The organism is Prosthecobacter sp., assembly GCF_044227185.1.
Classification (GTDB): Bacteria; Verrucomicrobiota; Verrucomicrobiia; order Verrucomicrobiales; family Verrucomicrobiaceae; genus Prosthecobacter.
In genome coordinates, this window is the sequence record NZ_JBGAFO010000002.1 from 37,186 (window position 1) to 63,490 (window position 26,305).

The window sequence follows — 26,305 nt, forward strand, 5'->3', positions numbered from 1 at the left end:
GCTGCGACAGGCTCCACCTTTAGCGCTGAGAGGCGGGCTGTGGAATGAACGAAGTGTCGGCTTAACCGAGTGCCATTCATTCACGTCATTTTCATTTCTTCACGCCGCCTGCTGCGCGGGCGTTTTTACCTGGTCGAGCAGTTTGGTGATGAGGTCGTCCACCTTCACCTGGCCGGCCTCGCCTTCGAAATTCAGGATGATGCGGTGACGCAGCGCCACGTGGGCGATGGCGCGGACGTCGTCGGTGGAGACGGCGGTGGATCCCTGGATGGCGGCCCAGACGCGGGCTCCGCGAATGAGGGCCTGCAGGCCACGCGGACTGGCGCCGTAGGAGACGTAGCGCTTCACTTCGGGGAGGGCGTCCGGCTGCTCGGGGTGGCTGCTGAGCACGAGGCGGGAGGCGTAGTGGGCCACGGGATCGGCCACGGGAATTTTTGAGAGCTGCTGCTGCCAGTCCATGAGCTTTGGTCCGTCGGTCATCGTGGCCAGTTTTGGCTCGGTGAAGCCGGTGGTGCGGCGGGAGATTTCCACGAGGGCGTCGAGATCCGGGAACGGGACCTTGATCTTGAACATGAAGCGGTCGAGCTGCGCCTCTGGCAGCGGGTAGGTGCCCTCCATTTCCATGGGGTTTTGCGTGGCGAGCACGAGAAACGGCTCCGGGACGGCGTGGCGCTCGCCGCCGGTGGTCACTGAGCGCTCCTGCATGACTTCCAGCAGGGCGGCCTGGGTCTTGGGCGTGGCGCGGTTGATTTCGTCAACCAGCAGCAGGTTCTTAAACACCGGGCCCTTTTCATAGCGGAGGGTGCGGTGGCCTTTTTCATCTTCACCGACGATGTGGGTGCCCAGAATGTCCGCCGGCATGAGGTCAGGCGTGCACTGGACACGGCCGGGCTCCAGACCGACGACCTGAGAAAGCGTGCGGACAAGGTAGGTTTTGCCGAGACCCGGGACACCTTCCAGCAGCACATGGCCGCCGGAGAAAATCGCCACGAGCACGTCGCTGAGCAGTTCATCGTAGCCGACGATGGCTTTTTGCATCTCGGCCTTGAGGTTCGTGAACAGGGTGCGGAAATCGGCTGGGGCGGGCATGGTGGCGGACTCTCGCCAGCGGCCCCGAATGCGCAAGGCGCGTTGTCAGCTTCGCGGTGATTTCACTTTCTGGCTCCGGGCGGCCTGGGGCCCTTGGGCTGTGGTGGCGTTTGCAGCGGCCCCGGCGTGCGCAGCGGCGTGGCGGCCACGGGCTTTTTGTAGATGCCGCCCGGCTGCTCTGAGACGGGCGGCAGGCCCAGGGCGTCTCGTAGAAACTTGAGGGAGCGAGGCGGGGCTTTTTCATTGTCTGCCATCAGCGACCTGACTTCGCCCGCGAGCGCCTCCACTTCGGCTGATGGTGATCTACGCAGCAGGCCCAGTAAAACGAGCCCCAGCAACGCATTGTCCCGCTCCAACTGGAGGATTTTTTCATTCGCGTCCTTCAGGATTTGCGCATGACGCACCGAGGTGGATCTGGCGCTGAGCAGGGCGCTCTCCGCCTCATACGTGGCCTTGTCGATGCGGTCGTCTTGAAACAAATCGGCAAAGTCGCCAAAAAACAAACTGCTGAGTTTCATATGCCACGAGCATCCAAGGCTGGCCGCCCGTTGTCGATTACAAAGAGACGAAGGGAATTCTCTCTCGTCTGCCTCCCGCAGAGCAGGACGGGTATCCAGTCAGACGGGAATCTCTCCGGACGACACCGCAGGCGAAAAGCAGTGGGAAAAATCTGGCTCGTTCAGGGTCCGCGAACGTTCCAGAGCGAGCTGAAGCTCGCGAGTACTTTGTCCGGACTCAGTCCATCTGGACGAGGATCTCACGTGGCTTCGCGCCTTCTCCCGGGCCGATGATGCCGCGGTCTTCGAGGATGTCGATCATGCGGGCGGCCTTGCCATAGCCGAGGCGGAGGCGGCGCTGGAGGAGGCTGGTGCTGGCTTTTTTCTCCTGGCGAATGACTTCGAGGCATTTCTCCAGGCACTCCAGCTCCTCGGAGCTGACGCCATCTTCGCCCATGTCGTCTTCGCCGCCGAACTCACCGCTTTCGTCATCGACTTTGACGTCAAAGACAGGCTTGCCCTGGGCAACGCAGTGCTCCACGAGCGCGTGAATTTCGTCATCGGTGACGAGCGCGCCCTGGCTGCGGACGGGCTGGGCGCCGCCGGGCGGGACGTAGAGCATGTCCCCTTTCCCCACGAGGTTTTCGGCGCCTTTGCGGTCAAGAATGACGCGGCTGTCGAGCGCGGAGGAGACCTGGAAGGCGATGCGGGTGGGGATGTTCGCCTTGATGACGCCGGTGATGACGTCCGCACGCGGCGTCTGAGTGGCGACGATGAGATGAATGCCGGCCGCACGCGCCATCTGGGTGATGCGGGCGATGGCGACTTCAATGTCCGCCGGGGCGGTCTGCATCAAGTCCGCGAGCTCGTCCACGATGACGACGATGTAGGGCATGGTGTCGGGAATGACGACCTCCTGACGGCGTGGCGGCGGAGCCTGGGAGTCTCCCAGCCAGGTGCCGCTGGCGTCGCGCAGGTCGCTGTTTTCGCCATCCACGGTGTCAATCTCCGCGGTCTTCGGTGCAGCGGCTTCTTCGGCGGCTTCCTTGGCAAAGGCGGCGGAGACCGCGGCATCATCCACACCGGCCTTCGTCTGCGGGGCGGCTGCCTGCTTCGCGGCACGGGCGGCGTCTGCCTCGGCCTTGCGCTTGCGGTTGCGGTTGTTGAAGGCTTCGAAATTGCGGCAGCCTTCCTGCGCGAAGATCTGATAGCGGTTTTCCATCTCCTTCACCACCCAGCGGAGGGCCAGCAGCGCCTTCTTCGGATCTGTCACCACAGGCAGCGCCAGGTGCGGCAGCTCCTCATAGCTCTGCATTTCCACGACCTTGGGGTCGATCATGATGAAGCGCAGCTCATCCGGCGCAAAGCGGCAGATCAGGCTGGTGACGATGCTGTTGATGCAGACGCTCTTGCCGCTGCCGGTGGCGCCGGCCACCAGGAGGTGCGGCATGACGGCGAGGTCGCCAATGATGGTCTTGCCATACACATCCTTGCCGAGGGCGACGGGGAGCTTGGACTTGCCATTGACGAAGACATCGTCTTCCAGGAGTTCGCGCAGCGGCACGATGGTTTTTTCCGAATTGGCGAGCTCGATGCCGACGGTGTCCTTGCCAGGAATGGGGGCGAGGATATTGATGCGCTCCGCACGGGTGGCACGGGCGATGTCGGCGTCCAGATTGGCGATGCGGCTGACGCGCAGGCCGTCCACGGGACGAACCTCGTAACGGGTGATGGCGGGGCCACGGGTGATGTCCCCGGGCTCCACCGTGATACCGAAACTGGCGAGCGCTTTGACGATGGTGGCCTGGATGGCCAGGAGTTCGTTTTTATTGGTGGGGGCGCGGCCGGTGTCCTCCGGCCATTTTAGCAGCTCCATGGAGGGCAGCTTGTAGTCTTTGAAAAGCTTGGTGAGATTTCCCAGCGAGCCATGCGGGGCCTGCTCGATCTTCTGCGCACGCTTCTTCTCCCACACCTCGGCCAGCTTCGGCTTGTCGCTGTTGTCCTCGTGAGGGCGGGAGACGGAGGAGTCGATGATTTTGGGCGCAGGCGGGTCAAACTGCAGCGGGAGCTCCAGGTTCGTCGCAGGCGCGGCCGGGGTGTCGCCACGCAGTTCGGTGCCCGCACCTGCGCCTTTGTCCTTCTTTTTCCGCCGCAGTTCGGTGGGCACCGGGGTGAGAGTACCGGGAATGGTGTTCGCGGCCTCCTCGGCCAGCTTTTCCTCGGCCAGGCGCTGCGCCTCGCGCTCCATCTTCCAGCGCGTGAGCTCCATGCGGATGTTATGGATCACGGTGAGCGGATGCTGGCCGGTCACCAGGAAAAGTCCCGCCATGTACACGGTGCCCAACACCAGAGTGGCCCCCGCCTTCCCCAGCAGGTTTTTCAGCAGCGTGCCGCCGATGACATAGCCGAGGCCGCCGGCACCGCCGAGCGGGGTAAAGTGATCGCGCTCGCTGAGCAGATTCTGCACCTGCAGCAGCGCCGCGCCGCTGATGATCATGACCGCCACGCCCAGCCAGGCCGCGCGCGTGATCTTGATTTTGGAGTGCAGCTTGCACACGCCAAACCAGGTCATGCTGAAGGGGAGCAGATAGGCTGCGTAGCCCATGAGCCAGAGCATGTGCCCCGCCGCCAGAGCGCCCACGCGCCCCACAAAATTGTGCGCCTGCTCCCCTGACGACTCCGACAGCGCCAGGAAGGACCACGAGGGCATGTCCCGCGGATCATACGACACGAGCGCCAGCAGCAGCATGGCCGCCACCATCAGCAAAAAGATGCCAAAGACGTCATTCCACGGGCTCTCTTTCTCGTCCGTGGAGCGGGCGCGAGGGGGGCGGGCGGGAGCGGCGGCACGACTCATGGCAGCAATCTGGTAATTCTGACAGATGAAATTATTTAAGGCTACCGAAATATTTACCTTGCCTCACTTTTATGAATCAGCTTCGATCCCCTTCGGGATGCTGCTTGACCGCAAAAAATCCCGCGAACATCTTTGCTCGCTGCAACGTCACACCACACTCATGAAAACCACACCCACCCTCGCTCTCGCCGCCGTGCTCGCCCTCGGCCTCTCCACCACCCCGACCACCAGCGCCCAGGACGCGGGCAAGGTGGACTTTGAAAAGCAGATCCTCCCCATTCTGAAGGAAAGCTGCTTCAAGTGTCATGAGAAGGAGCACGAAGAAAACGGCAAGATGAAGAAACCCAAGGGCGGCCTGCGTCTGGATGGCGCCGCAGTGATCATGAAGGGCGGCAAGGAATACCCGAACGAAAACGTGGTGGCCGGCAAGCCGGACGCGAGCTGGCTGGTCAAGACCATGGCGCTGCCGGACTCCGACGACATGGCCATGCCCCCTGAAGGCAAAGGCGACCGCATTTCCGCCGCCAACATCGACCTGATCAAGAAATGGATCACCGAAGGCGCCAGCTTTGGAAGCTGGAAAGGCGTCGAATAATTTCTCGGTACAACATCTCACCACGGAGGGCGGAGCCTAGGCTCCGCCTTTCTTTTTCCGCCCATGAACCCGCCCTTTCGTTTCACCACCTGCCGCGCCGGATCTGAAGCCACGCTGAAGCGTGACATCGCCAGCCACTTTGCCGGCGAGCTGACGCCTGCGTTCATGAAGCCGCAGTTCATCACGTGGAAGATCCGCCGCGCGGATTTCCACCCGCCGAAGAGCCTGAGCACTTTTGCCCGCGTGAGCGGCACTTCTTTGGGCCTGTGCAAGACGCTGGACGATGTGGTGGAGCACGCCCGCAAGCTGGGCGGCAAGCCGCTGCGGCTGCATGTCTTCCCGCGCCTCACCGATGAGGATGGGGTGGACGCCGCCACCTGGCAGCGCATGGACACACTCACTGCGGAAATCGCTGCGGCACTCGAGCAAGCGGGTGTTCAGCTCGAAACAAACCAGCCCGTGGCCTATGGCGATCTCATCCTCGACGTCATCGCGGGTGAAACGGACGAAGAGCCGATCTTTCTCGGCTGCCATGAGCACCAGGCTGGCATGCATCCGCATCCAGGTGGAGTGCCACGCATTTCCCTGCCTGAAGACGTGCCCTCCCGTGCCTGGCTCAAGCTGGAACAGGCGCTGGCGTGGCGCGGGTGGGACAAGCTGGACCTGCGCGGCGAAACGGCGCTGGACCTGGGCTGCGCTCCCGGGGGAGCCACGTATGCGCTGATTCAGCGCGGCATGAACGTGCTCGGCGTGGATACGGGAGACATGGACGCGCGGGTGCTGGAGCTCGCGAAGTCCAAGGGTGTGCGGTTTGACCACTGGCGCACGGCGGCGGGACGGCTAAATCTCACGGCGCTGCCGCAGGATGTCGCGCTGCTGCTGTGTGACATCAATCTCGCGCCGCCTGAAATCATCCCCACGCTCCAGCGCATTCAGGATGCGGTGCAGGCGCGGCGGCTGGTGCTGACGATCAAGCTCAACACGCCCGCGCTGGAGGATCGCGCGCATGAGTTCATCGACACGATTCGGGACTTTGCGCCTGCGCCGGTGTTTGCCACGCAGCTGGCGGGGAACCGGCGGGAGATTTGTGTTTGTGCGGGGTAGGCAGTGTTTTGAAAAACTCGACCGCAGAGCGAGATGAATACTTTGGTACAAATTTGGATTGTTCGATATTCATCTGCCATCCCAGCACCATTGCAAATGGGTCTTGGCGAACCTGGTTTATGCCGCGTTACCCACCTGCTTTCCCTCATTAATATTACCAACCCGGTCATGCAGTTTACGATGCAATACCTCGAACGAAGCAAAGCCTTGGGCAGTCACTTTAAAGGTTGAATGCCCATCACGTGTGGTTTCTTCAAGAAATCCGGCGCGTACATTTGAGGCAATAGCAGTCGTGATATTTGGGATGAATGCCCCTTTGCACTCGTCGTTTGCTCCATTAATGCTTCGGGCGTTAACCTCGTCGGCGCCTTCATGATAAAGCCGCACAGCAGCGGCCAATGCCCGCTCTGGTCCTGTAACATCCTTGGGGAGGGAAAGAATAAGCTCGGCAATTCGAGCGGTTCTGCTGTTAGGGCGTGCATGATTCAGGCTCGCACTTCCAGACCAACTAAGCATTTCCCGAGCAAACATGAATACCGGATCAACACTGATAATACATCCGGTTGGAAGTTTCAGAATCGCTTTGGTAGCGACATGGCAGAGCAAAGTTATGAGCTCTTCGCCATCTAGGCGTGCGACATCTGTCATGAGCTTTTCAGGGAGCGCCACGGATGGATTTTCAAAAAAATTAAGCACGCGAGCCATGAGATTACCGGGGGTTTTAATTTTCCCGTCACCAGCATGCGGCATTTCAAAAAAAAAAAAATGTAAATCTGGGAAATAATTATTTAACTCCTCCTTATTATCAATTAACTTAGCGCAACTTAATTAAAAAATGCGGCGTATTTTTTGCTACCTCGGCCCTTTTCCCCTCAGATTCAACTCTGACAAGCTAATTTATTGATTTTGAACGATTAAAGCAGGCTTGAATGACCCCTTATTGTGTTTAACAATGAACGGAAATCCTTTTTGAGACACAAAAGTTTGCTGAACTGACCGCCCTTGCAATGAACGAGGAAACTCAATATGATGATTCTACCGGTAGTGAAGCGTCACGTGTATGCCGTTCTGACGCTGAGATTGCAATAGTATTGAAACCGGTCGTTAGCAGCGCAAAGGAGGCGCAAAGTGTCTTGGAAAAGGAAAAGTGGAATGCTGAGGATTTGTGTGCTTCGCGTCTTGAAGTTTTAAGATCTTTTTTTGATAGAGAAGTCAGTCCTAAAGTGGTTTGGAAACGATTCACTGGCTTCACCAATCTTTTGGAAGACTTTGACCTCGACCTGTTGAACCGAGACTTAGGCTGGACAAGGCAAGCAATTCTGGTGGCCAAAATTGAATTTTGTAAAGCTGCATCCGCCACAGAAACGGATCAGGTGGCCATGCCAGACAGCTACGCGTTGACCTGCCGAATTTTCCGAAAGGAGGCGGATTTATCTGATGTATCTAGCCAGCCTGAGCCTGGCGATTTCCTGTTATTTATCGGTCAGAAAGGCGAGCTGGAGAGCTTTTCAGTAAGACGTGTAGGTGCTACACCCTTGGAAGCAGGAGAAGTTCGTTCATTACTTTCAACACGTAGGCGTGTAGACTTATTGGATCCAGAGCAATCTGAGGAAAGCGTCAGGAGCCGGGCAGCTGCTAACGCTGACCGTGTGATTCAACTAATGCAAAGAGGCACCGTATTTAACCCCAATGCCGGAGCCCGAGAAATCCGTTAATGTCATCCGGCGACTGCTTCAAAAACACTTTAATTTCGTAGGCATCTTCCATCCATTCGTGTTTTTTTTCCACTCTCGTTACCAGCAGATCATGAAATCTTTTACCGTAGAGACTCCGATATTGCACAATCAATGCTTCTTCATCCAAGGTCTCTAAAAACGCGTATCTGGAACTCAGGTGGAAGCCGCTGGGAAAAGCAACTTCGACCAGCGTAGCTTCAAATGTACTTGGTGGTTTCATAGGCGCCGATGAATACTGAGTTCCTGCACGCTTTCGATTTTATCGAAATGACTTCTATTTTAATTGAGAGCATGACTTCATGGCAAGCACCATTAAAATCAAAAATCCGGCTTTAGATATGGTAGTTATAGTGGGTTCAATTTAGTCCCTTTTTTTTAATGCGCAGATAATCAGGGTCAGCAAACCCACTGTCCTACTGAGCAAGCCCCCCATTTTTGCCCCCCCTGAATCACGCCCCCATGGCGTTTCAACTTGGGATCTCGTGAAGTTCTGAACCCTCGGGCCTCATCCGAAATAGTGCCTCACGGATCGAAAACACCACTTAGTTCAATCCCTCAACCAGCGTGTTGCTCACCCAAGCCAAATGCTTTGGCGTTACACCCAGCTCCTGCGCACTCTTCGCTTTTTACGTCCACGAGGAAGATTCCTGCTTTGCTGCCAGTCAGCACATAGCGGTCATCAGGTGAGGGCAATTGATCTCCGTGCATGAAATTGGCAAACCGGTCACGGGTGTGAGAGTGTTTTTCTTGTGCTCATACAGACTGACGCTTTTCCCGCCCAGCAGGAGAGCGCAAAAGTCATTTATTCAACCCCTGCGCATCAGCTATTCAGGACGATCCCTCTCCTCTCCTTGTCAGTCGCTGCTTTCAAACACTGCCTAGACGCGCAGGGGCACGACTTTGCGGTCGAGATCGTGCGTGGCGTGAATGCGGCGCACCGTGCCGCTGCGTGAGCGCATCAAAATGGAGTGCGTTTCGACGCGGTGGCCGACGAGGCGGCAGCCGGGGATCAGGGGGCTGTCGCTGATGCCGGTGGCGCAGAAGAGAGCGCTCTCTCCGACGATGAGTTCATGCACGCGAAAGACCTGGTTCATCTCTGAGGCAGGCGTCATAGCCGCGACTTCAGCGCGATGCTCTTCATTGTGAAACCACATGCGCAACTGCATGTCGCCACCGAGGCATTTGAGAGCAGCCGCAGCCAGAATGCCTTCGGGAGAGCCGCCCATGCCGACGTAGAGATCGCAGGCGGATTCCGGCATGGAAGGCGCGACGGCCGCGGCGATGTCGCCATCCGTCACCATTCGCAGCGCAGCGCCCGAGCGGCGGATCCGCTCGACGATGTCCTGGTGACGCGGACGATCCATGGTGGAGACCACGAGATCGCGTTCGCGCTTGCCCAGGGCCTCCGCCACGAAGGTGATGACCTCCTCCAGCGGCATGTCGAGGAAGCAGCGGTCTCCCCTGCCCTCCAGCGCCTTCTTCACCGCCGGGCCATAGGCGATCTTGTGGCTGTAGAAGCTCGGGATGCTTTTCATGGCACACGGGGCACCATCGGGAATCTGTGCCGCCGCGATGACGGAGATGCTGTTGGGGAGGCCTTTGGCAATGTTGCTGGTGCCGTCGATGGGATCGAGCGCGATGTTGAAGCGCGGCGAGCCGTCGCGCCAAGTGCCGAGGTGCTCGCCGACGAAAATGCCGGGCGCGTTGTCCTTGATGCCTTCGCCGATGACGACTTCGCCACGGATGTCGAGAATGTCGAAGACGCCGTAGATGGCGCTGCATGCCGCTCCGTCTGCGAGTTCCTTCTCACCACGCCCGAGCCAGTGAATGGCCTGCAAGGCCGCGTTTTCCGTGGCGCGGACGAATTCAAATTCGAGCACGCGTTCGAGATCGTAGGCACTGCGGAGCGGTGGAAGAGACGTGGACATGATCCGGCCATGGTGAATGACGAATGCCGGAATGACGAACGAAAGAATCTCACCATTTATGGTGAGCCGCGTTTGGGCGCGCTACTTCTGGCAGGTCGGGCAGAAGAAGGTGGAGCGCTGGCCCTGGATGATCCGTTTGATGTTTGTCTTGCACACACGACAGGGTTCGCCTTCGCGATCATACACACGCAGGGTGAGCTTGAAGTAGCCGGGCTCGCCGCTCTCGTTCACAAAATCGCGCAGCGTGGTGCCTCCCATTTTGATGGAGGCGGCCAGCACTTTGCGGATGGCCTGCACGAGTTTCACGAGCTTGGGCCTGGTCACCTTTCCCGCGGCCTGCCGCGGATTGATGCCGGCGAGGAAGAGGGCCTCGCTGGCGTAAATGTTGCCGACACCGACCACGACATGGGCATCCATGATGACCTGTTTGATGGCGGCGGTCTTGCCTTTGCAGGCGGCCTGGAGATGAGCGGCGGTGAAGTCATCGCCGAGTGGTTCCGGGCCCAGATCGCGCAGGAGCGCGTGCTGCATGGGGTCGCCCTCGATCCAGAGCGCCGCGCCGAAGCGGCGGGGATCATGCAGACGCAGTTGTTTGCCATTCTCCAGCGTGATGGCGAGGTGGTCGTGTTTCTTGAAGGGCGTGTCTGGTGGCAGCACGCGCAGATTTCCGGACATGCCGAGGTGAAGGAGCAGCGTGCCTTTGGAGGTGCTGAAGAGCATGTACTTCGCACGGCGCGTGCCGGAGTCGATGCGGCAGCCTTCGAGTTCGTGGATTGAATCCGGGATTGGCCAGCGCATCCGTTTGTCCCGTATGATGACCTCCCGCACCCGCTGGCCGAGCACATGGGGCGAGACGCCGCGCAGGGTGGTTTCGACTTCGGGGAGTTCGGGCATGGGGGAGCATTAAATCACGCGGCAAGGCGTGGCAACGTTTGCTGACAACTGAGTTGAACTGCCGCCTGATTTCAGGCATGATCCCCGCTGATGCTCGCTGAAGAGTCCACCGCCCTCAACCAGCCTGCCAGCCTTCCAGAGCTGGTCCGCATGATTGCGACGATGTGGCGGCGACTGGGCGGCGCTGATGACCGCAGCGTTTCCATCATCCGGGATGTCCAGGCCACCGCCATGCATCTGGAGCAACCATTGCTTGCGGAAATGGACAAAGGATTTTCCGACGCTTGGTGGACCAACTACCGCACGCTGGTGATCAGGCGAGACGAAGGCAACATCGCGCCCGACGAGATGCGCGAGCTGATGGCCCTGACAGACACGCTGGAGGAGGTGAACGTGCGCCGCATGGCCTGCTTTGCCAGCGCCAGCAGACTGCTGGGCATGAGCCTGGATGAGCTGATGGAGAAGGCGGACCTGAAACCCAAGCTGGCCTGAATTTGTGGCCGTTCCAGCCGCCATCCGAGCAGAGGTGAGCCGCCTTGCCCAAGGGCTGTGCGAATACTGCCGCTGCCCCGAGCGCTATTCTTCATCAACCTATTCCATCGAGCACATCACGCCCCAGTCCAAGGGTGGAAGCGATGACGTGTCGAACCTCGCCTTTGCCTGCCAGGGGTGCAACAATCGAAAATTCATCGCGACAGCTCACCCTGATCCACACACTGGAGAAATCTCCGGCTTGTTCCATCCACGACAGGATCGTTGGGCGGAGCACTTCATCTGGTCGCCTGATCATCTTGAACTCGTGGGAACCACAGCCATTGGCAGGGCTTCCATCGAACGAATGGCCTTGAACAGGGGCAATGTTGTGTCGCTACGACGAGTGCTAGCAAACGCAGGTGTTCACCCGCCAAAGACCGTGGGTTAGCATCGGGAGCCCCCCCTACTTCCCCTCCAGCGCCTGCTCCAGCGCGCGCCACGCGAGCATCGCACATTTCACGCGCTGCGGAAATTTCTGCACGCCTTCCAGCAGGATGAGTTCTCCCAGCGCATCTTCATTCGCGGGGGCGCCGTCTCCCATGACGACGCGGCGGAAGTCTTCGCGGACGGCGGCGGCTTCGGCTTTGGATTTGCCCTTGATCTTCTGCGTCATCATGGAGGCGCTGGCCTGGCTGATGGCGCAACCCTGGCCGGTGAACTTGAGGTCGTCGATGTGGCCGTTGTCGGCTACTTTGACCCAGACGTCGATCTCGTCGCCACAGGAGGGATTGTCACCATGGGCGTGGAGGCAGGGGGGCGGGAGTTCGCCGCGGTTGCGCGGGTTCCGGGAGTGATCGAGGATCACCTGCTGGTAGAGGTCGCGGAGGTCGCGGAGGTCGTCGGAAAGCATGGTCGTCGGAGACGTATAGCACAGGCCGGCGGCCTGTCTCAGGTGAAGAACTTACGCGCGAGGAGCAGGACTTCGACGAGACGATTGATCTCTTCGAGCGTGTTGTAGAAATAAAAGCTGGCGCGGGTGGTGCCGGGCACCTTGAAGCGCTTCATCAGCGGCTGGGTGCAGTGGTGGCCGCCGCGCATGGCGACGCCGTGGCTGTTGGCGAATTCCACCAGATCATGCGGATGGGCGAAATCGAGGTGGAAGGCGGCGAGCGCGCCGCGGTGGCCGTTCTGCGGGCCGAGGATGCGGATGCCAGGCACCTCGGCCATGCGCTGCACGGCGTAGTTGGCGAGGTTGTGGTCATGACGCTGGATGTGCTCCAGGCCGATGGCCTCCAGATAATCGATGGCGGCACCGAGGCCGATGACGCCGGCGATGTGCGGCGTGCCGGCCTCAAAGCGATGCGGCGGCGGCTTGTAGGTGCTGGCCTCCATGAAGACATTCAGGATCATCTCGCCACCGCCATGCCAGGGGGGCATGGTTTCCAGAAGGGCCATGCGGCCATACAGCACGCCGATGCCGGTAGGCGCGCACATCTTGTGGCCGGAGAAGACGAAGAAGTCGCAGCCGAGATCGCGCACATTGATGGGCATGTGGCCGGCGCTTTGGGCACCATCGAGCAGGGTCACAGCTCCCAAGGCCTTTGCCTTGGCGAGGAGTTCCTTCGCTGGATTGATGGTGCCGAGCGAATTGGAGATGTGAACGAAGGCGAAGAGTTTTACCTGATCGGTGAGCAGCGTTTCGACGGCCTCGCCATCCAGCGTGCCGTCATCCAGAACCGGGATGTATTTGAGCGTGGCGCCGGTGCGCTGTGCGAGGAGCTGCCACGGGACGATGTTGCTGTGGTGCTCCATTCCCGTGATGAGGATGACATCCCCGGCGCGGAGATTTTGCGTGCCCCAGGTGCTGGCCACGAGGTTGATGCCTTCGGTGGTGCCGCGGGTGAAAATGATCTCGTCCTCCGAGGCGGCGCCGATGAAACGCGCGGCCTTTTTCCGCGCGGCCTCGAAGGCTTCCGTGGCGCGATTGCTCAGCTCATGCAGGGCACGGTGGACGTTGGAGTTGTCGCGCTCGTAGTAGTGCGAAAGGGCCTGAATGACGGCGCGGGGTTTCTGGCTGCTGGCGGCGTTGTCCAGATACACCAGCGGGTGTCCGTTTACCTGCTGGTCGAGAATGGGAAAATCAGAGCGTATGCGGTGCCAGTCCATGTGTGCGGAGAGCACACTTAGCGAGCCGCCATGGCCTGTCCAGCATCACGCAAGGGGGTCTGGGTACGGCCTGCATAGTGGCCGCGGCTTTCGATCTGACGGGCGCGCTCCTCCATGGTGGCGGGCTTGCCGTCGGTGGGAAGATTGTTTTCGCCCAGCCAGCCCAGCACGGCGGAACCCGTCTGGTCCAGGAACTTCACCGGATAGGTGTTCTTGAACGCGTTCCATGTCTGGCTTCCGCAACTGGTGAAGCAGGCTGAAATCAAAACGAGAAAACTGAGGCGGGCAAATTTCATTAAAGTCGTGTTTATCATGACGATCCAATTCTGTAAACAACAAGATGCTCAGCGCCTCCAGGCCACCTGGGAGCCGGTGCCGGCGGCCTGGGGCAGAATGTTGCGCCCCTTCTTGTCCTGCACCTCGCGCCCGCGCATTTCCACGCTCTTGCCAGAGCGGGAGCCGGAGGTGGCGCCCTTGTCGTTTTCGTCGGCAAACAGCAGGGCGTAAGGAGCCAGCCTGATCGCCGTGCCGATGAGCCCGCAGTTGCTGAGCAACAAGCAGGTGGCGAGGGCAAAGATCAGACGGGATTTCACGGGCATTCGGTTAAATTACCACAGCCGCGTCAATCCGTAAACATTTTTGATGTCATCGCTCGCAGACCACGATTGCGCTTTCCGCGGCAAAGATTGATGCTGCCTCTCCGTATTGCACAGCCTTCCCGTTCCCAACCCATGAAGAAACTGCTCCCTCTCCTCCTCGCCCTCACCGTCCCGCTCCAGGCAGAGATCGAACTCAAGCAGGGCGACAGCATTGCCATTCTGGGCAATGCGCTGCCGGACCGTGCGCAATACTCCGGCTGGCTGGAGACGATGCTGACCCAGGCAAATCCCGAGAAGGACCTGACCTTCCGCAATCTGGCTTTTTCTGGCGATGAGGTGCAGACGTGGCACCGCATCGACAATTTCGGCACGCGCGACGAGTGGCTGGCGAAGGTGAAGGCGGACGTCATTTTCGCCTTCTACGGCTACAACGAGTCCTTCAAAGGGTACGAAGGCATCGAGGAGTTCAAAAAGAACCTGGCCAAGTTCATCGACGACGCGAAGGCGCAGAATTACAGCGGCAAAGGCGCGCCGCGCATCGTGCTGTTCTCGCCCATCGCGCTGCAAAAGCTGGCGAACCCAAGCCTGCCGCCGGTGGATGAAAAGAACACGAACATCCAGAACTACACCGCCGCGATGAATGAAGTCGCCGCGGCGAAAGGAGTGACGTTTGTGGATCTCTTCCAACCCAGCGCCAAGGGGCTGCCCGACGGCTCCACGCTCGACGGTCTCTACATCACGGACAGCGGTGAAAAGGCCCTGGCCACCGCCGCCTTCAAATCCCTCACCGGCAAGGACGCGCCGCAGGTGAATGAAAAGCTGCGCCAGGCCATCAATGAAAAGAACTGGGAGTGGCACCAGCGCTACCGGACCGTGGACGGCTACAACGTCTATGGGGGCCGCTCCGGCCTGGCCTACACGGCGGGAGTGGGCGGCTTCAAGCAGAACGAGCGCAATCCCGAGAAGCCCTACATTTCCAACTACCAGGTGATGATGGAGGAAATGGCGCAGCGCGATGTGAAAACGGCGAACCGCGACCAGCGTGTGCATGCCATCGCCAAAGGCGGCGACCTCCAGGTGAAGGACGACAACCTCCCGCCGGTGGAAAAAGTGCCGACCAACATGCCCAATCCGAAGGAGGGCAAGGAATTCAACAAGGTGCCGATGACCGGCATGACCTTCACGCCGGAAGGCCTCGTGGCATTTCCGGACGCGAAGGAGGCGATGAAAAACATCCAGCCTGAGAAGGGGCTGAAGATCACGCTGTTTGCCGATGAAAAGATGTTCCCGGAACTGGCCAAGCCGGTGCAGATGGCGTGGGACACCCGCGGCCGCCTGTGGATCAGCGCCTGGCGGAACTACCCCGAGCGCACGCCCACCAGCACCAAGGGCGACAGTCTGCTGGTGTTTGAGGACACGAATGGCGACGGCACGGCGGACAAGATGACGGAGTTTGCGGACAATCTGAACTGCCCCACCGGATTCAATTTTTACAAGGACGGCGTCATTGTGATGCAGTCGCCGAATCTGGTGTATCTGGAGGACACCGATGGCGACGGCAAGAGCGACAAGCGCACCATCCTCCTCATGGGGCTCTGCGCGGCGGACTCGCACCATGAAACGAATGCGCTGAACTATGACTGCGGCGGCGCGCTGTATCCGAGCGACGGTGTCTTCCACCGCACGCAGGTGGAGACGCTCTACGGCCCGGTGCGCAACACCAACGGGTGCATCTACCGCTTTGACCTGAACCGCCGCACGCTGGAGCGCTTCACCACGGACGCCACGGTGAATCCGCATGGCAAGGTGTGGGACCGCTGGGGCAATGCCTTCTTCACGGACGCCACGGGCAATGTGAACACCTTTGCCGAGGCCTCCTCCTGCTACCTGCCGCGTGAAGGCGGCGGCAGCGCGAAGCTGCAGGAGTTCTGGAAGCGCCCCGCGCGCCCGGCTGCTGGCAATGGCCTTATTTCCAGCCGCCATTTCCCGGAGGACTGGCAGAACAATTTCCTCAACTGCAACGTCATCAGCTACCAGGGCATCTGGCGCGTGCCGCTTCTGCCGGATGGCTCAGCCCTGAAGGGGGAAGTCAGCAATGAGCTGGTGAAGGTGGATCCCGCCGTGTATCCCACCTTCCGCCCAGCCGCCGTCAGCGTGGGCCCGGATGGTGCGCTGTATTTCTGCGACTGGTCGAACGCGATCATCGGCCACATGCAGCACCACCTGCGCGATCCGAACCGCGACCACCAGCATGGCCGCATTTACAAGCTGACGTATGAAGGCCGCGAGCTGCTCAAGCCCGCGAAGATCTATGGTGAAAGCATTGAAAATCTCCTCGAAAACCTGAAGACCTGGGAGGACAACGTGCGCATGCGCAGCAAGATCGAGCTGGCTAAATACGAGCCCGCCAAGGTGGCCGCCGCAGCGAAAGCGTGGGCCGCCAAACTCGACAAGGGGGACAAGGAATACGAGCACCACCGCCTCGAAGCGCTGTGGGTGCACCAGTGGGTGGATGTGGTGGATGTGGATCTCCTCAAGCAGGTGCTCACCTCTCCTGAACCGCGCGCCCGCGCTGCTGCCACCCGCGTGCTTTGCTACTGGAAGGACCGCGTGCCTGGCGCGCTCGAGCTGCTGAAGGCGGCTGTGAATGACAACGCCATGCCGGTGCGCATGCATGCGGTCCGCGCGCTGAGCTTCTACCAGCCCACGCCGGACGCGGAGAAGGCGCTGGAGATTGCCTATGATGTGCTCAAGCAGCCCACGGATTCCTACATCGACCACGTGTTCGGCGAATGCCGCAAAGGCCTGCAGTCCGTGCTGAAGACGAAGGTTCTGCCGAAGGATCCCGGCGCGCTCGCCGAGTTCATCTCCAAGACCAGCGATGCCGATCTGAAAAGCCTGCCGGACATCGAGCCCGTGCTGGTGGAAAAACTCACCCGCCCGAAGCTCGGAGCCGACGTTCGCTCGAAGGCGCTGGAAGAACTCGCCAAAATCTCCGGCAACGACGCTCCTGTGGTGCTGGTGGACATGCTCAAGCGCGTCGAAGCCGCCGGCGGCAGACTCAACTCCACCGCGGACGACCTGGGCAAGCTGCTGCTGGCGCAGTCTCCGGGCATGATCGCCCGCCATGGCACGCTCATCAAAACGCTGGCCCAGGAGGCGAAGCAGGCCCCGGTGAAGCGTGTGTGCTACGCCGCCTACATCGTCGGTGACAAAACACCCGACAATCTCTGGAAGGCCACCACCGACGGTGGAGAGCGCAACTACCTCATCGAAGCCATCGCCCTCATCCCGGCGAATGAAGCCGCCCTGCGCGCCAAGTTCCAGCCGCACCTTACCGCATTGCTGGGCGATGCGAAGCTCGACGGCGGCCGCCTGCGTGCCGTGCTCACCGCCCTGCCCCTCATGGGTGCCAGCCATGCCGCCGCGAACTTCCAGATCGTGGCGCAGCACCTCATCGACGGCAAGGAGCGCAACGCCGCCGCCAAGGCGCTCATGAAGTTCCCAAAAACAAGCTGGGACGCGGCCAAAGCGAAGCCCGTCACCGAGGCCGTGCTTGCGTATGGCAAGACCGTCGCCCCTGCGGACCGCAGCAAGCCCGAGTACGTCGAGATCATCGCCGCCGCCAAGGAAATGGCCGCGCTGCAGGGCGATGCCGGCAAGGCCACGCTCGCTGAATTGAAGACCATCAGCGTCGATGTCTTCGTCGTCCATACCGTGCACGAGCAGCTTCGCTTTGACACCACCCGGATCGAAGTCACCGCCGGCAAGCAGTTCGAAGTCATCTTTGAAAACGACGACGTCATGCCGCACAACTTCGTCATCGTGCCTCCGGGCAAGCACATGGAAATCGGCACCGCCGCCATGACCATGACGCCCGACAAGCTCGACAAACAAGGCCGCGCCTACATGCCCGCCGCCTTTGAGAAACAAATCCTGGCCGCCACGAAGCTCCTCGAACCTGGACAGAAAGAAACGATCAAGCTCAAGGCCCCGTCACAGCCCGGGGAGTATGAGTTTGTCTGCACCTTCCCCGGGCATGCCGTGCTCATGTGGGGGACGCTGAGCGTGGGGAGGTGATGTGATTCATTCTCGCGGTTGTCATTGATCTGCCAGCCATTAAACTCGATGGCATGACTGCGACGCTGGAATCCGATCACAAGCTTTCACTCTCCGAGGATGTCCTTGCCCAAGGACTTTTCAAGAACGGCATGGAGTTTCGTGTTAGCGTCACCCCTTCCGGTGCGATGATCCTGCGTCCGAACCGGTCTCGTCGTCAATCGCTCGTGGAGCATCTTCGCGGGCTGCAAGGGCTGGAGCTTGCCTTGAACCGTGAGACTCTCGATCTGCCCGTTAATCCATTAAAAGGATTCGGATGCCTCAAAGGCAAAATCTCGATGTCAGCGGACTTCGATGAGCCGCTTGGAGACTTCAAAAACTGCATGGAGTAAGGCTCCTCGCGACAGCGTCCTGGACTGCGCCGGTCCTCCGGCGCTTTCGAATGTCCATCGGCCTGCGCAAAGCTCCAGAGGGCTGGAGCACTCCAGTACGCTGCCGCGCATCTCGTTGATCCCTCGTAAGACCTCAGCTCTCGCGGATCTTCCCCGCCAGGGTGTCGAGCGTGCGTTTGAAGTCGTTGGAACCGTTGACGAGGTTCGTGACGACCTTGCAGGCATGGATGACGGTGCCGTGGTCACGGCCGCCGAATTCATCCCCGATCTGCACCAGCGGCAGCTTCGTGAGCGTGCGGGTGAGATACATGGCCACCTGGCGGGCCTCGGCGATGTTTTTTGGGCGGCGCGGGCCGGTGAGGTCGCTCACGCGCAGATCGTAATGCGTGGCGATGATGCGCTGGATGCGGTCCACGGTGACGGTCTTGGACGGATCTTCATCGATCACGTCATGGAGCAGCGCGGCGAGCGCGGATTCCGTGGTGACGGCCCCTTCGAGGGACACGTGGGCGGCCACGCGCATCAGGGCGCCTTCCAGCTTGCGCACGTTCACGCGGATGCGCTGCGCGATGAAATCGAGAATCCATGAATCGAGCGAGACATTGAAGTCGCTCTGCTTGCGGCGCAGGATGGCGATGCGGGTTTCAAGATCCGGCACCTGAATCTGCGTGGCGAGGCCCCACTCAAAGCGGGAGACGAGGCGGCTTTCCAGATTCTTGATCTCGCTCGGCGGGCGGTCGCTGGCGAGCACGATCTGCTTCGCGTTGTTGAAGAGCTCGTTGAAGGTGTGGAAGAACTCCTCCTGCGTGCTGTCCTTGCCTTCGAAGAAATGAACGTCGTCGATGAGGAGCACATCCACCCTGCGGTACTTCTGGCGGAACTGGCTGAAGGTCTGGCGCTTGATGGCGTCCACAAACTCGTTGGTGAACTGCTCGGAGGTGACGTAGCGGACGTTGGCGCGGGGCTTGCGGGCCAGGACCTCCTGGCCGATGGCCTGCAGCAGGTGCGTCTTGCCCAGGCCGGTGGGGCCGTAGAAGAACAGCGGATTGTAGATGCGGCCCGGCTTTTCAGCCACGGCCTTGGCCACGGCCACGGAGTAGCTGCTGTTCGGGCCGATGACGTAGCTGTCAAAGTTGAACTTGGCGTTCAGGCCGGCTTCGCTGAAGAAACGAATCGGTGCCTGGTCGTTCACAGGAAGACGCGCCGCCTTCTGCTCAGGCAGGGGGGTGTAGCTCACCGGCGCGGGCTCGGTGGCCACATGAAACTCGATGGTCGTCGGCACACCGGTGACCTCCGCCACGGCATCTGTGACGGCCACGGTGTGATTGCTCTCAATCCAGAGCTGATGGATCGGATTTGGGACGGTGATGACGAACCTGCCGTCGTCCGTGAGGCGGGCGGTCGTGCCGCTGAAGCAGCGCTGAAAATTATCCCCGCCGAGGCGCTTCACCAAAACTTCGCAGACCTGATCCCAGACGGTGGGGACAGGCGTGAAGAGTTCCGTGTGTCCATGATGAGCCGAGCCGTTGGGAGAAGAGTGATTCGAGTTTTCATCGTTGCGCGCCATGATGAGTTTTCCTGGGAGAGTGAGGTCGGGATTGGTTTGAGAAGTGAGAGCGAAGAATTTCAAAGGGAGCAATCAGGAGGCCATTGAATATCTTTTAAAATGACGGCGCTTTGTATGACGAAAACGGCACATGAAACAAGCTCTTCTTCGATATATTTTTAAAGTTTTGCAGCGCATATCGCAAAACATTCAAAATAAAATTCACACTCGATTGTGAAGATTCCACCAACAAGCTGTGAACAGCGTGCGAACAGATGTGTGCAAGCATGACCGGCACGCAAAATGCGTGCATGATTTGCCATAGATGCTGTCACATACCGGGCCCGGAGGCGGTATCAATGAGCCTGCTTCACATGCTCTCCGAGGAAGTCACGGCCAAAGTCGCCGTCAAAGCTGCGCCACACGCTGTGCACATGGTTGGCATCGTTCTGCGTGTTGTCATACTCCAGGAGGAAGGTCTTGCCCTGCACGCGGTAGTAGTGCGGTTCGCCGCGCTCCTTTCCGCCGGCCCAGGCAAAATAAACGGGGCCGCTGTTCTTAAACTCAGCGCGCGCGGCTTCGGCGATCTCCGGACGCAGGCGCTCAATGTACTCTGAAATGAGACGGGTGAGCATGCTCTTCTGTTTTTCATCCATCTCCGAGTCAGCAAGACCGGCAGGTGAAAGCGCGCTCACCTTGTGCTCCGCGGCGGTGATCATTTCCTTGGGAGCTTCCGTGGCGACGAACGCCTTCTTAAACTGCTCAGGGGTGAGAGATTTCACCAATTCGCGTCCCAATTCCTCCTCAACGCCCAGCACGCGGAGCCCGGTCAGCGGCCCCTGGCGGATTTCACCGGGGTTGGTTCCCATGAAGGAGGGCGTGGCACGGATCATCTGCCCATCCTTGAGGGTGAAGTTCAGCGAGAGGTGATGCCCTTCCACACGCCAGCCCCAGGCTCCTTTGTCGGCAGGCTCGCCGAAGATCGAGACAAAATATTTTTCCGGATCGCGCTTTTCACGTGTGGCGGCGCGCTTCGATTCATCCGCACCTTCCATTTGATAGAGCACTTCTTCGAGGCTCATGATCGTCACCGCCTTGGCGGAGCCGCGAAAGCTGAGGCCGGTATTTAAGAGAGCATGCGCCAGCAGGCGCTGCTGCGGCGTCATCTCCTTGAGGGGGAGGCCCTTGCGCTCACGCGGAATGAAGTGCCAGTTTTCGCGCTCGTCGGAGCCAAATTCAAAACAGGCCTTTGCCTTCTGCTCGGGCGTGAGGGCGGCCAGGAAGACCTTGGCGATGGCGGACATCTGGGAGCCGGCTTCGTGGGCCCCTGCCTGGCGCGGAGTGAAAGTGGAAAGGGCAAGGCAGATGCCGAGAAACGGTGCGGAGAGGCGCTGAGCGAGGTGCATGGTGGTGATGATTCGACGTGATTGCTTGGCGGGGCAAGTCGAACGCTCGTTTCCGGAGCGGTTTGTCATTCATTGTGACCAATTTTCGGCTTGTGTGCGCGGCAACGTTGACACTTTCCGCCGCGAGGCTGTAGTCTGATGATTATCGTAAAATACCGTTTTCCCGTACCACCCGCCAAGCCGATCCGAATTCATGTACTCCAATGAAGCATACCTCCTCGAACAGCTCGAAGAAACCGGGCAACTGACCGGGCGTGACATCCAGCAGGCAAAGACAGGCCTGAAACCCGGGGAGAGCGCCATTGCTGCATTGATCAAATCCGGAGCGATCACGGACGAGCAGATCGCCCGCACGGTGGCGGTGAACTCCGGCATGGAGTATGTGGATCTGCATGGCTTCGAGGCGAACCCGGGCCTCAAGGCGCTGGTCCCGGTGGACGTGGCCAAGAAATACAAAATCGCGCCGCTGGGGATGAACAACAGCACGCTGCAGATTGCGGTGGCGGACCCGTTTGACTTTGAAACACTGGACGCCCTGCCGCACGTGCTGCAGCCGGACATCGAGTACTACTGCTCCACGCCCTCCCTGATCAAGACGGTCCAGTCCAACATTTATGGCAATGAGGAAATCCTGGGCCTGACCACCAAGAATCAGGACAGCAAGGATGACGACGCCCCGGTGATCAAGCTGGTGACGAACCTGCTGATGGAAGCCTTCAAGCAGAAGGCGTCTGACATTCACATCGAGCCGCTGGAGAAGGACATCCGCATCCGCTACCGCATGGACGGCGTGCTGGTGGATGTGGAGCACCACCCGAAGCGCCTGCATTCCGCCATCATCGGCCGCATCAAGATCATGACCGGCTCCATGCAGCTGGATGAAAAGCGCATCCCGCAAGACGGCCGCATCCAGATGTCCTTCAATGACAAGGAGATCGACATGCGTGTGTCGATCATCCCGACGAACAACGGCGAGAGCGTCGTCATGCGTGTGCTGGACAAGAGCAGCCTCAAGCTGGGCCTGGTGGACCTGGGCTTCCTCAGCGACGACCAGGCCTCCTTTGAGCAGCTCATCACGCTGCCGGACGGCATCATCCTGGTGACGGGCCCGACGGGCTCCGGCAAAACCACCACGCTGTACGCCTGCCTCAATTTCATCAACCGTCCCGACCGCAAGATCATCACCGTGGAAGACCCGGTGGAATACGAGCTGGCGGGGATCAACCAGGTGATGGTGAAGGAGGACGTGGGCATGACCTTTGCGGCGGCGCTGCGCGCCATGCTGCGCCAGGCGCCCAACATCATCATGCTGGGGGAAATTCGCGACCTGGAGACGGCCTCCATCGCCATCCAGGCCTCGCTCACGGGTCACCTTGTCTTCAGTACGCTGCATACGAACGATGCGCCGAGCGCGGTGGCACGTCTCACGGACATCGGGGTGAAGCCCTTCCTCACGGCCTCCGCCGTGCGCGCCATCGAGGCGCAGCGCCTGGTGCGCAAGCTGTGCCCGGACTGCAAGCAGCCCGGCAAGCTCTCGACGCATGAACTGCGCTCCCTCGGGCTGGAGGCCGGCCAGATGGCGGAGGCGAACATCAACACCCCCGTCGGCTGCTCCAAATGCCGCCAGCGCGGCTTCCGCGGACGTATGTCCATCGTGGAGATTTTCAAGATCGACGACGAAGTGCGCGGCATGATCAACCAGCAGCTCACCACGCCGCAGCTGCGCAAGCGTGCGCGCGAGCTGGGGATGCGCACCCTGCGCGAGGACGGCATCCGCAAGGTGCTCTCCGGCTCGACCACGGCCGAGGAAGTCATCGAGGCCACGATGGCCGACGCCGATTGATCTTTCTTCATCGAACCCCTTCCAACGAACTTCCTTTCCTTCAGACGCTATGACACCCCATAATGTGGTAGAGATGCTCAAAGGCCGCGGCGTGATCGACAAAGGTCTCGCCTATGACATCGAGCAGGATGCCGTGCAAAACGGCAAAGACATCGTCCAGGTGCTGCTGTCCTACGGCATCTACACCAGTGAAGACGAATTCTGGGCGCAGGTGGCCGATGAACTGGGCGCCGACCATTTCGACCTCGACAACTTTGAGCCGCCGCCCTCCGTGGTGGCGCTGATTCCCGCCGGCATGGCGCGTCTCTACGGCGCGTTTCCGGTCACTCTGGACGGCCAGGGCCTTCATGTGGCCTTCACGGATCCGCTCAATCCCCAGCTCGTGGAAGACCTGCGCTTTGGCCTGGAAAAAACGATTGTTCCCGTGGTGGCGCGCCGCAGCCAGGTGCTGGCGTTGATTGAAAAGTACTACGGTGCCGGCGCCCCCAGCATCGATGAGATTTTCGGCCAGCTCGGCAAGGCCGGGAAGGAAGGCATGACGGCAGAGGCCGAGGCCAACTCCGCGCCGATCGTCAAATTTGTGGATCTGGTGATGCAGCAGGCCATCAAGGAGCGTGCGAGCGACATTCACTTCGAGCCCTTTGAGCGTGAGTTCAAAATCCGCTATCGTGTGGACGGCGCCCTCTATGAAATGGCGCCGCCGCCCGTGCATCTGGCGAATTCGATCATTTCGCGCATCAAGGTGATGTCCAGCATGAACATCGCCGAGCGCCGCATCCCGCAGGACGGACGCATCATGACCAATGTGGGCGGGAAGCCGGTGGACATGCGCGTGAACTCCCTGCCGACGCAGCACGGTGAGTCCGTGGTGCTCCGCGTTCTGGACCGCTCATCGATCAACATCGAGCTCGAGGCGCTGGGCATGCAGCCCTTCCTGCAGGACTACATCGTCGAGACCATTCACAAGCCCAACGGCATCTTCATCGTCACCGGCCCGACCGGCGCCGGGAAGACCACCACGCTGTACGCCTGCCTGCGGCGCATCAACACCATCGACTGCAAGCTGCTCACCGCCGAAGACCCGGTGGAGTATGAGCTCGACGGCGTGATGCAGGTGCCGATCAATGAGTCGGTGGGCCTGACCTTTGCCAAGGCGCTGCGTTCCTTCCTGCGTCAGGATCCCGACCGCATCATGGTGGGAGAGATGCGCGACCTGGAGACCGCGCAGATCGCCATCCAGGCCTCCCTCACCGGCCACTTGGTGCTCAGCACCCTGCACACGAACGACTCCGCCGGCGCCGTGACCCGTCTGGTGGACATGGGGGTGGAGCCCTTCCTCGTCTCCGCCACGCTGGAAGGCGTGCTGGCCCAGCGACTTCTGCGCACCATCTGCAAGAGCTGCCGTGCGCCGTATGAGCCGAGCCTGCACATCCTCAACCAGCTCAATCTCTCGCCGGAAGACCTGGGGGGGAAGCATTTCTACACCGGTTCCGGCTGCTCTGTCTGCGGGAACAGCGGCTACAAGGGCCGAAAGGGGCTCTACGAGCTGCTGGACGTCACCGACCCCATCCGCGAGCTCATCACCGGCCGCGCGCCTTCCATCGTGCTAAAGCAAAAAGCCATCGAGCTCGGCATGGTCACCCTGCGTGAGGACGGCCTGCGCAGCATTTATGATGGTTCGACCACCATCGAAGAAGTGCTGAAATACACCTGACCTCCGCCCTCCGGGCCGCCGGCGCCACCTCCCGCGCATCTCTGGACATTATTTGATGGACAGAACGCCCGCCGCCCCGGTATTCTCATTTTTACACTGAACAACGCCGCCCCGCCAAGCCACCTATGCCCACGTTTCATTACATTGCCCTGGATCAGAACGGACAGGAAACCGCCGGAGATCTTGACGCCGCCTCCGAGGCAGACGCCATCAATCAACTGCGCCAGTCCGGCCTGTATCCGACCAGTGTGGCCGCGGAAGGCCAGGGCCAGGCGGCCGCCATCAAGAAACGCGTCAAATCCAGCTCCAAGGGCAAGGCGAAGAGCGTCAAAGTGGGCGCCAATGCCAAGGTGAAGAGCAAGAGCCTGATGATCTTCACGCGCCAGCTCGCCACCCTCATCGACTCCGGCCTGCCGCTGCTGCGCGGCCTCACCGTGCTGGGCCGCCAGGAGCCGAACCTGGTGATGAAGGGCACGATCAACACGCTGGCGGACAACGTGCAGACCGGCAGCACCTTCTCCGAAAGCCTGCAGCAGTACCCGCGCATCTTTAACAAGCTTTACATCAACATGGTGAAGGCCGGGGAGCTCGGTGGTGTGCTCGAGCTCGTGCTCAACCGTCTGGCTGAGTACCAGGAAAAGGCCCAGAAGCTCAAAAACAAGATCGTGGCCGCGATGGTTTACCCGATCATCGTCATGTTCATCGCCGCGGGCATCATGGTCTTCCTGATGATGGTCATCGTGCCGCGATTTGAAGTCATCTTCGAGGACATGCTGGGCAGCAAGGACAAGCTGCCGGACCTGACGAAATGGGTCATCGGCTTCAGCCGCACTATGGCCAGCAATGCCTGGTATATTCTTGCTGGGATTGCAATAATCGTCGTCGGCTGGCGCATGATGGCGGCCACCAAGGGCGGGCGGCGCTGGATCGACCGCACCAAGCTCAAGCTCCCCCTCTTCGGTGATGTGCAGCGCAAAACTGCCATCTCGCGCTTCACCCGCACGCTCGGAACGCTGGTGACCTCCGGTGTGCCGATTTTGCAGGCCTTGAACATCACGCGTGACACGGCGGGCAATACGATCGTTTCCGACGCCATCACCAAAGTGCATGACGCCGTGAAAGAAGGTGAGTCCATGGTGGCCCCGCTTGAGTCCAGCAATGTGTTCCCCCCGATGGTGATCTCCATGGTGGACGTGGGTGAAGAAACCGGCCAGCTCCCCGAGATGCTGCTGAAGATCGCCGACGTGTATGAAGACGAAGTGGACAATTCCGTGTCCGCCCTGACCTCGATGCTGGAGCCGCTGATGATCGTCGTGCTCGCCCTCGTGGTGGGTGTCATCGTCATGGCCCTGTTCCTGCCGCTCATCGACGTGATCAAAAACCTCAGCGGTGGCGCCGGCGGCTAA

Annotated in this window: 23 protein-coding genes; 10 read left to right on the forward strand and 13 right to left on the reverse strand. The window is 60.2% G+C overall.

What is annotated here, in order from left to right; genetic code table 11:
* Positions 1–99: 99 nt before the first annotated feature.
* The 3 genes from ACILSQ_RS04665 to ACILSQ_RS04675 all read right to left on the reverse strand — a co-directional run bounded on the left by ACILSQ_RS04665 (position 100) and on the right by ACILSQ_RS04675 (position 4,443).
* Positions 100–1,089, reverse strand: coding sequence for an AAA family ATPase (locus tag ACILSQ_RS04665; RefSeq protein WP_395742421.1), 990 nt, complete (start codon positions 1,087–1,089; stop codon positions 100–102).
* A gap of 62 nt (positions 1,090–1,151) precedes the next feature.
* Complete coding sequence (locus tag ACILSQ_RS04670) at positions 1,152–1,607, reverse strand: hypothetical protein (RefSeq protein ID WP_395742422.1); 456 nt, start codon at positions 1,605–1,607, stop codon at positions 1,152–1,154.
* Positions 1,608–1,824: 217 nt separating this feature from the next.
* Positions 1,825–4,443, reverse strand: a complete 2,619-nt coding sequence (locus ACILSQ_RS04675; protein WP_395742423.1) for a DNA translocase FtsK — start codon at positions 4,441–4,443, stop codon at positions 1,825–1,827.
* Positions 4,444–4,603: 160 nt separating this feature from the next.
* Between ACILSQ_RS04675 and ACILSQ_RS04680 the strand changes: the two genes are divergently transcribed.
* Both ACILSQ_RS04680 and ACILSQ_RS04685 read left to right on the forward strand, forming a co-directional pair.
* Positions 4,604–5,038: a c-type cytochrome domain-containing protein gene (locus tag ACILSQ_RS04680; protein WP_395742424.1), complete on the forward strand. Its 435-nt coding sequence runs from the start codon at positions 4,604–4,606 to the stop codon at positions 5,036–5,038.
* A gap of 63 nt (positions 5,039–5,101) precedes the next feature.
* Positions 5,102–6,142: an SAM-dependent methyltransferase gene (locus ACILSQ_RS04685; protein WP_395742425.1), complete on the forward strand. Its 1,041-nt coding sequence runs from the start codon at positions 5,102–5,104 to the stop codon at positions 6,140–6,142.
* A gap of 117 nt (positions 6,143–6,259) precedes the next feature.
* Here the strand turns inward: ACILSQ_RS04685 and ACILSQ_RS04690 are convergent, their stop codons facing one another.
* On the reverse strand, positions 6,260–6,847 hold the full coding sequence (locus tag ACILSQ_RS04690; RefSeq protein ID WP_395742426.1) for a hypothetical protein: 588 nt from the start codon (positions 6,845–6,847) through the stop codon (positions 6,260–6,262).
* A gap of 302 nt (positions 6,848–7,149) precedes the next feature.
* On the opposite strand from ACILSQ_RS04690, the gene ACILSQ_RS04695 reads away from it, so the two are divergent.
* Complete coding sequence (locus ACILSQ_RS04695) at positions 7,150–7,857, forward strand: hypothetical protein (protein WP_395742427.1); 708 nt, start codon at positions 7,150–7,152, stop codon at positions 7,855–7,857.
* Here ACILSQ_RS04695 and ACILSQ_RS04700 read toward each other — a convergent pair.
* The 3 genes from ACILSQ_RS04700 to mutM form a co-directional block, all read right to left on the reverse strand.
* A complete protein-coding gene (locus ACILSQ_RS04700) occupies positions 7,823–8,098 on the reverse strand; it encodes a hypothetical protein (protein ID WP_395742428.1) in 276 nt (91 codons plus the stop codon). The genes ACILSQ_RS04695 and ACILSQ_RS04700 overlap by 35 nt on opposite strands.
* Positions 8,099–8,756: 658 nt before the next feature.
* Entirely contained in the window at positions 8,757–9,806 is a 1,050-nt protein-coding gene (locus ACILSQ_RS04705; RefSeq protein WP_395742429.1) for a fructose-bisphosphatase class II family protein, read from the reverse strand.
* Positions 9,807–9,887: 81 nt separating this feature from the next.
* A complete protein-coding gene (gene mutM / locus ACILSQ_RS04710) occupies positions 9,888–10,700 on the reverse strand; it encodes a bifunctional DNA-formamidopyrimidine glycosylase/DNA-(apurinic or apyrimidinic site) lyase (protein WP_395742430.1) in 813 nt (270 codons plus the stop codon).
* Positions 10,701–10,790: 90 nt separating this feature from the next.
* Here mutM and ACILSQ_RS04715 point away from each other — a divergent pair, with 90 nt between their 5' ends.
* The gene (locus ACILSQ_RS04715; RefSeq protein WP_395742431.1) at positions 10,791–11,192 is read left to right on the forward strand and encodes a hypothetical protein; all 402 of its coding nucleotides are present in this window, start codon (positions 10,791–10,793) and stop codon (positions 11,190–11,192) included.
* A 34-nt stretch (positions 11,193–11,226) separates the two neighbouring features.
* The gene (locus ACILSQ_RS04720) at positions 11,227–11,622 is read left to right on the forward strand and encodes an HNH endonuclease (protein WP_395742432.1); all 396 of its coding nucleotides are present in this window, start codon (positions 11,227–11,229) and stop codon (positions 11,620–11,622) included.
* 15 nt (positions 11,623–11,637) lie between these two features.
* Here the strand turns inward: ACILSQ_RS04720 and sufU are convergent, their stop codons facing one another.
* From sufU to ACILSQ_RS04740, 4 genes are read right to left on the reverse strand one after another with little or no spacing between them, the layout of a single operon-like run.
* A complete protein-coding gene (gene sufU / locus ACILSQ_RS04725) occupies positions 11,638–12,084 on the reverse strand; it encodes a Fe-S cluster assembly sulfur transfer protein SufU (protein WP_395742433.1) in 447 nt (148 codons plus the stop codon).
* Between the two features lie 38 nt (positions 12,085–12,122).
* A complete protein-coding gene (locus ACILSQ_RS04730; protein WP_395742434.1) occupies positions 12,123–13,340 on the reverse strand; it encodes a cysteine desulfurase in 1,218 nt (405 codons plus the stop codon).
* A 17-nt stretch (positions 13,341–13,357) separates the two neighbouring features.
* Positions 13,358–13,636 carry a hypothetical protein gene (locus ACILSQ_RS04735; protein WP_395742435.1) on the reverse strand — a complete coding sequence of 93 codons (279 nt, stop codon included), beginning with the start codon at positions 13,634–13,636 and terminating at the stop codon, positions 13,358–13,360.
* 48 nt (positions 13,637–13,684) lie between these two features.
* Entirely contained in the window at positions 13,685–13,933 is a 249-nt protein-coding gene (locus ACILSQ_RS04740) for a hypothetical protein (RefSeq protein WP_395742436.1), read from the reverse strand.
* A 138-nt stretch (positions 13,934–14,071) separates the two neighbouring features.
* Here ACILSQ_RS04740 and ACILSQ_RS04745 point away from each other — a divergent pair, with 138 nt between their 5' ends.
* Both ACILSQ_RS04745 and ACILSQ_RS04750 read left to right on the forward strand, forming a co-directional pair.
* Positions 14,072–18,019: a PVC-type heme-binding CxxCH protein gene (locus ACILSQ_RS04745; RefSeq protein WP_395742437.1), complete on the forward strand. Its 3,948-nt coding sequence runs from the start codon at positions 14,072–14,074 to the stop codon at positions 18,017–18,019.
* Positions 18,020–18,072: 53 nt separating this feature from the next.
* Positions 18,073–18,390, forward strand: a complete 318-nt coding sequence (locus tag ACILSQ_RS04750; protein WP_395742438.1) for a DUF2281 domain-containing protein — start codon at positions 18,073–18,075, stop codon at positions 18,388–18,390.
* Positions 18,391–18,523: 133 nt separating this feature from the next.
* Here the strand turns inward: ACILSQ_RS04750 and dnaA are convergent, their stop codons facing one another.
* Together dnaA and ACILSQ_RS04760 are read right to left on the reverse strand one after the other, a co-directional pair.
* Complete coding sequence (dnaA, locus tag ACILSQ_RS04755) at positions 18,524–20,020, reverse strand: chromosomal replication initiator protein DnaA (RefSeq protein WP_395742439.1); 1,497 nt, start codon at positions 20,018–20,020, stop codon at positions 18,524–18,526.
* 272 nt (positions 20,021–20,292) lie between these two features.
* Positions 20,293–21,342 carry a DUF3500 domain-containing protein gene (locus ACILSQ_RS04760; RefSeq protein WP_395742440.1) on the reverse strand — a complete coding sequence of 350 codons (1,050 nt, stop codon included), beginning with the start codon at positions 21,340–21,342 and terminating at the stop codon, positions 20,293–20,295.
* 193 nt (positions 21,343–21,535) lie between these two features.
* On the opposite strand from ACILSQ_RS04760, the gene ACILSQ_RS04765 reads away from it, so the two are divergent.
* The 3 genes from ACILSQ_RS04765 (at position 21,536) to ACILSQ_RS04775 (ending at position 26,305) form a co-directional block, all read left to right on the forward strand.
* The gene (locus ACILSQ_RS04765; protein WP_395742441.1) at positions 21,536–23,185 is read left to right on the forward strand and encodes a GspE/PulE family protein; all 1,650 of its coding nucleotides are present in this window, start codon (positions 21,536–21,538) and stop codon (positions 23,183–23,185) included.
* Between the two features lie 49 nt (positions 23,186–23,234).
* Entirely contained in the window at positions 23,235–24,899 is a 1,665-nt protein-coding gene (locus ACILSQ_RS04770) for a GspE/PulE family protein (protein WP_395742442.1), read from the forward strand.
* A 125-nt stretch (positions 24,900–25,024) separates the two neighbouring features.
* Entirely contained in the window at positions 25,025–26,305 is a 1,281-nt protein-coding gene (locus ACILSQ_RS04775; protein ID WP_395742443.1) for a type II secretion system F family protein, read from the forward strand.

Excerpts from the sequence above, each read along its gene's own strand:
- ACILSQ_RS04665 (WP_395742421.1), bottom strand. The coding sequence starts at position 1,089 with ATGCCCGCCCCAGCCGATTTCCGCACCCTGTTCACGAACCTCAAGGCC.
- ACILSQ_RS04670 (WP_395742422.1), bottom strand. The coding sequence starts at position 1,607 with ATGAAACTCAGCAGTTTGTTTTTTGGCGACTTTGCCGATTTGTTTCAA.
- ACILSQ_RS04675 (WP_395742423.1), bottom strand. The coding sequence starts at position 4,443 with ATGAGTCGTGCCGCCGCTCCCGCCCGCCCCCCTCGCGCCCGCTCCACG.
- ACILSQ_RS04680 (WP_395742424.1), top strand. The coding sequence starts at position 4,604 with ATGAAAACCACACCCACCCTCGCTCTCGCCGCCGTGCTCGCCCTCGGC.
- ACILSQ_RS04685 (WP_395742425.1), top strand. The coding sequence starts at position 5,102 with ATGAACCCGCCCTTTCGTTTCACCACCTGCCGCGCCGGATCTGAAGCC.
- ACILSQ_RS04690 (WP_395742426.1), bottom strand. The coding sequence starts at position 6,847 with ATGGCTCGCGTGCTTAATTTTTTTGAAAATCCATCCGTGGCGCTCCCT.
- ACILSQ_RS04695 (WP_395742427.1), top strand. The coding sequence starts at position 7,150 with ATGAACGAGGAAACTCAATATGATGATTCTACCGGTAGTGAAGCGTCA.
- ACILSQ_RS04700 (WP_395742428.1), bottom strand. The coding sequence starts at position 8,098 with ATGAAACCACCAAGTACATTTGAAGCTACGCTGGTCGAAGTTGCTTTT.
- ACILSQ_RS04705 (WP_395742429.1), bottom strand. The coding sequence starts at position 9,806 with ATGTCCACGTCTCTTCCACCGCTCCGCAGTGCCTACGATCTCGAACGC.
- mutM (WP_395742430.1), bottom strand. The coding sequence starts at position 10,700 with ATGCCCGAACTCCCCGAAGTCGAAACCACCCTGCGCGGCGTCTCGCCC.
- ACILSQ_RS04715 (WP_395742431.1), top strand. The coding sequence starts at position 10,791 with ATGCTCGCTGAAGAGTCCACCGCCCTCAACCAGCCTGCCAGCCTTCCA.
- sufU (WP_395742433.1), bottom strand. The coding sequence starts at position 12,084 with ATGCTTTCCGACGACCTCCGCGACCTCCGCGACCTCTACCAGCAGGTG.
- ACILSQ_RS04730 (WP_395742434.1), bottom strand. The coding sequence starts at position 13,340 with ATGGACTGGCACCGCATACGCTCTGATTTTCCCATTCTCGACCAGCAG.
- ACILSQ_RS04735 (WP_395742435.1), bottom strand. The coding sequence starts at position 13,636 with ATGAAATTTGCCCGCCTCAGTTTTCTCGTTTTGATTTCAGCCTGCTTC.
- ACILSQ_RS04745 (WP_395742437.1), top strand. The coding sequence starts at position 14,072 with ATGAAGAAACTGCTCCCTCTCCTCCTCGCCCTCACCGTCCCGCTCCAG.
- ACILSQ_RS04750 (WP_395742438.1), top strand. The coding sequence starts at position 18,073 with ATGACTGCGACGCTGGAATCCGATCACAAGCTTTCACTCTCCGAGGAT.
- ACILSQ_RS04760 (WP_395742440.1), bottom strand. The coding sequence starts at position 21,342 with ATGCACCTCGCTCAGCGCCTCTCCGCACCGTTTCTCGGCATCTGCCTT.
- ACILSQ_RS04765 (WP_395742441.1), top strand. The coding sequence starts at position 21,536 with ATGTACTCCAATGAAGCATACCTCCTCGAACAGCTCGAAGAAACCGGG.
- ACILSQ_RS04770 (WP_395742442.1), top strand. The coding sequence starts at position 23,235 with ATGACACCCCATAATGTGGTAGAGATGCTCAAAGGCCGCGGCGTGATC.
- ACILSQ_RS04775 (WP_395742443.1), top strand. The coding sequence starts at position 25,025 with ATGCCCACGTTTCATTACATTGCCCTGGATCAGAACGGACAGGAAACC.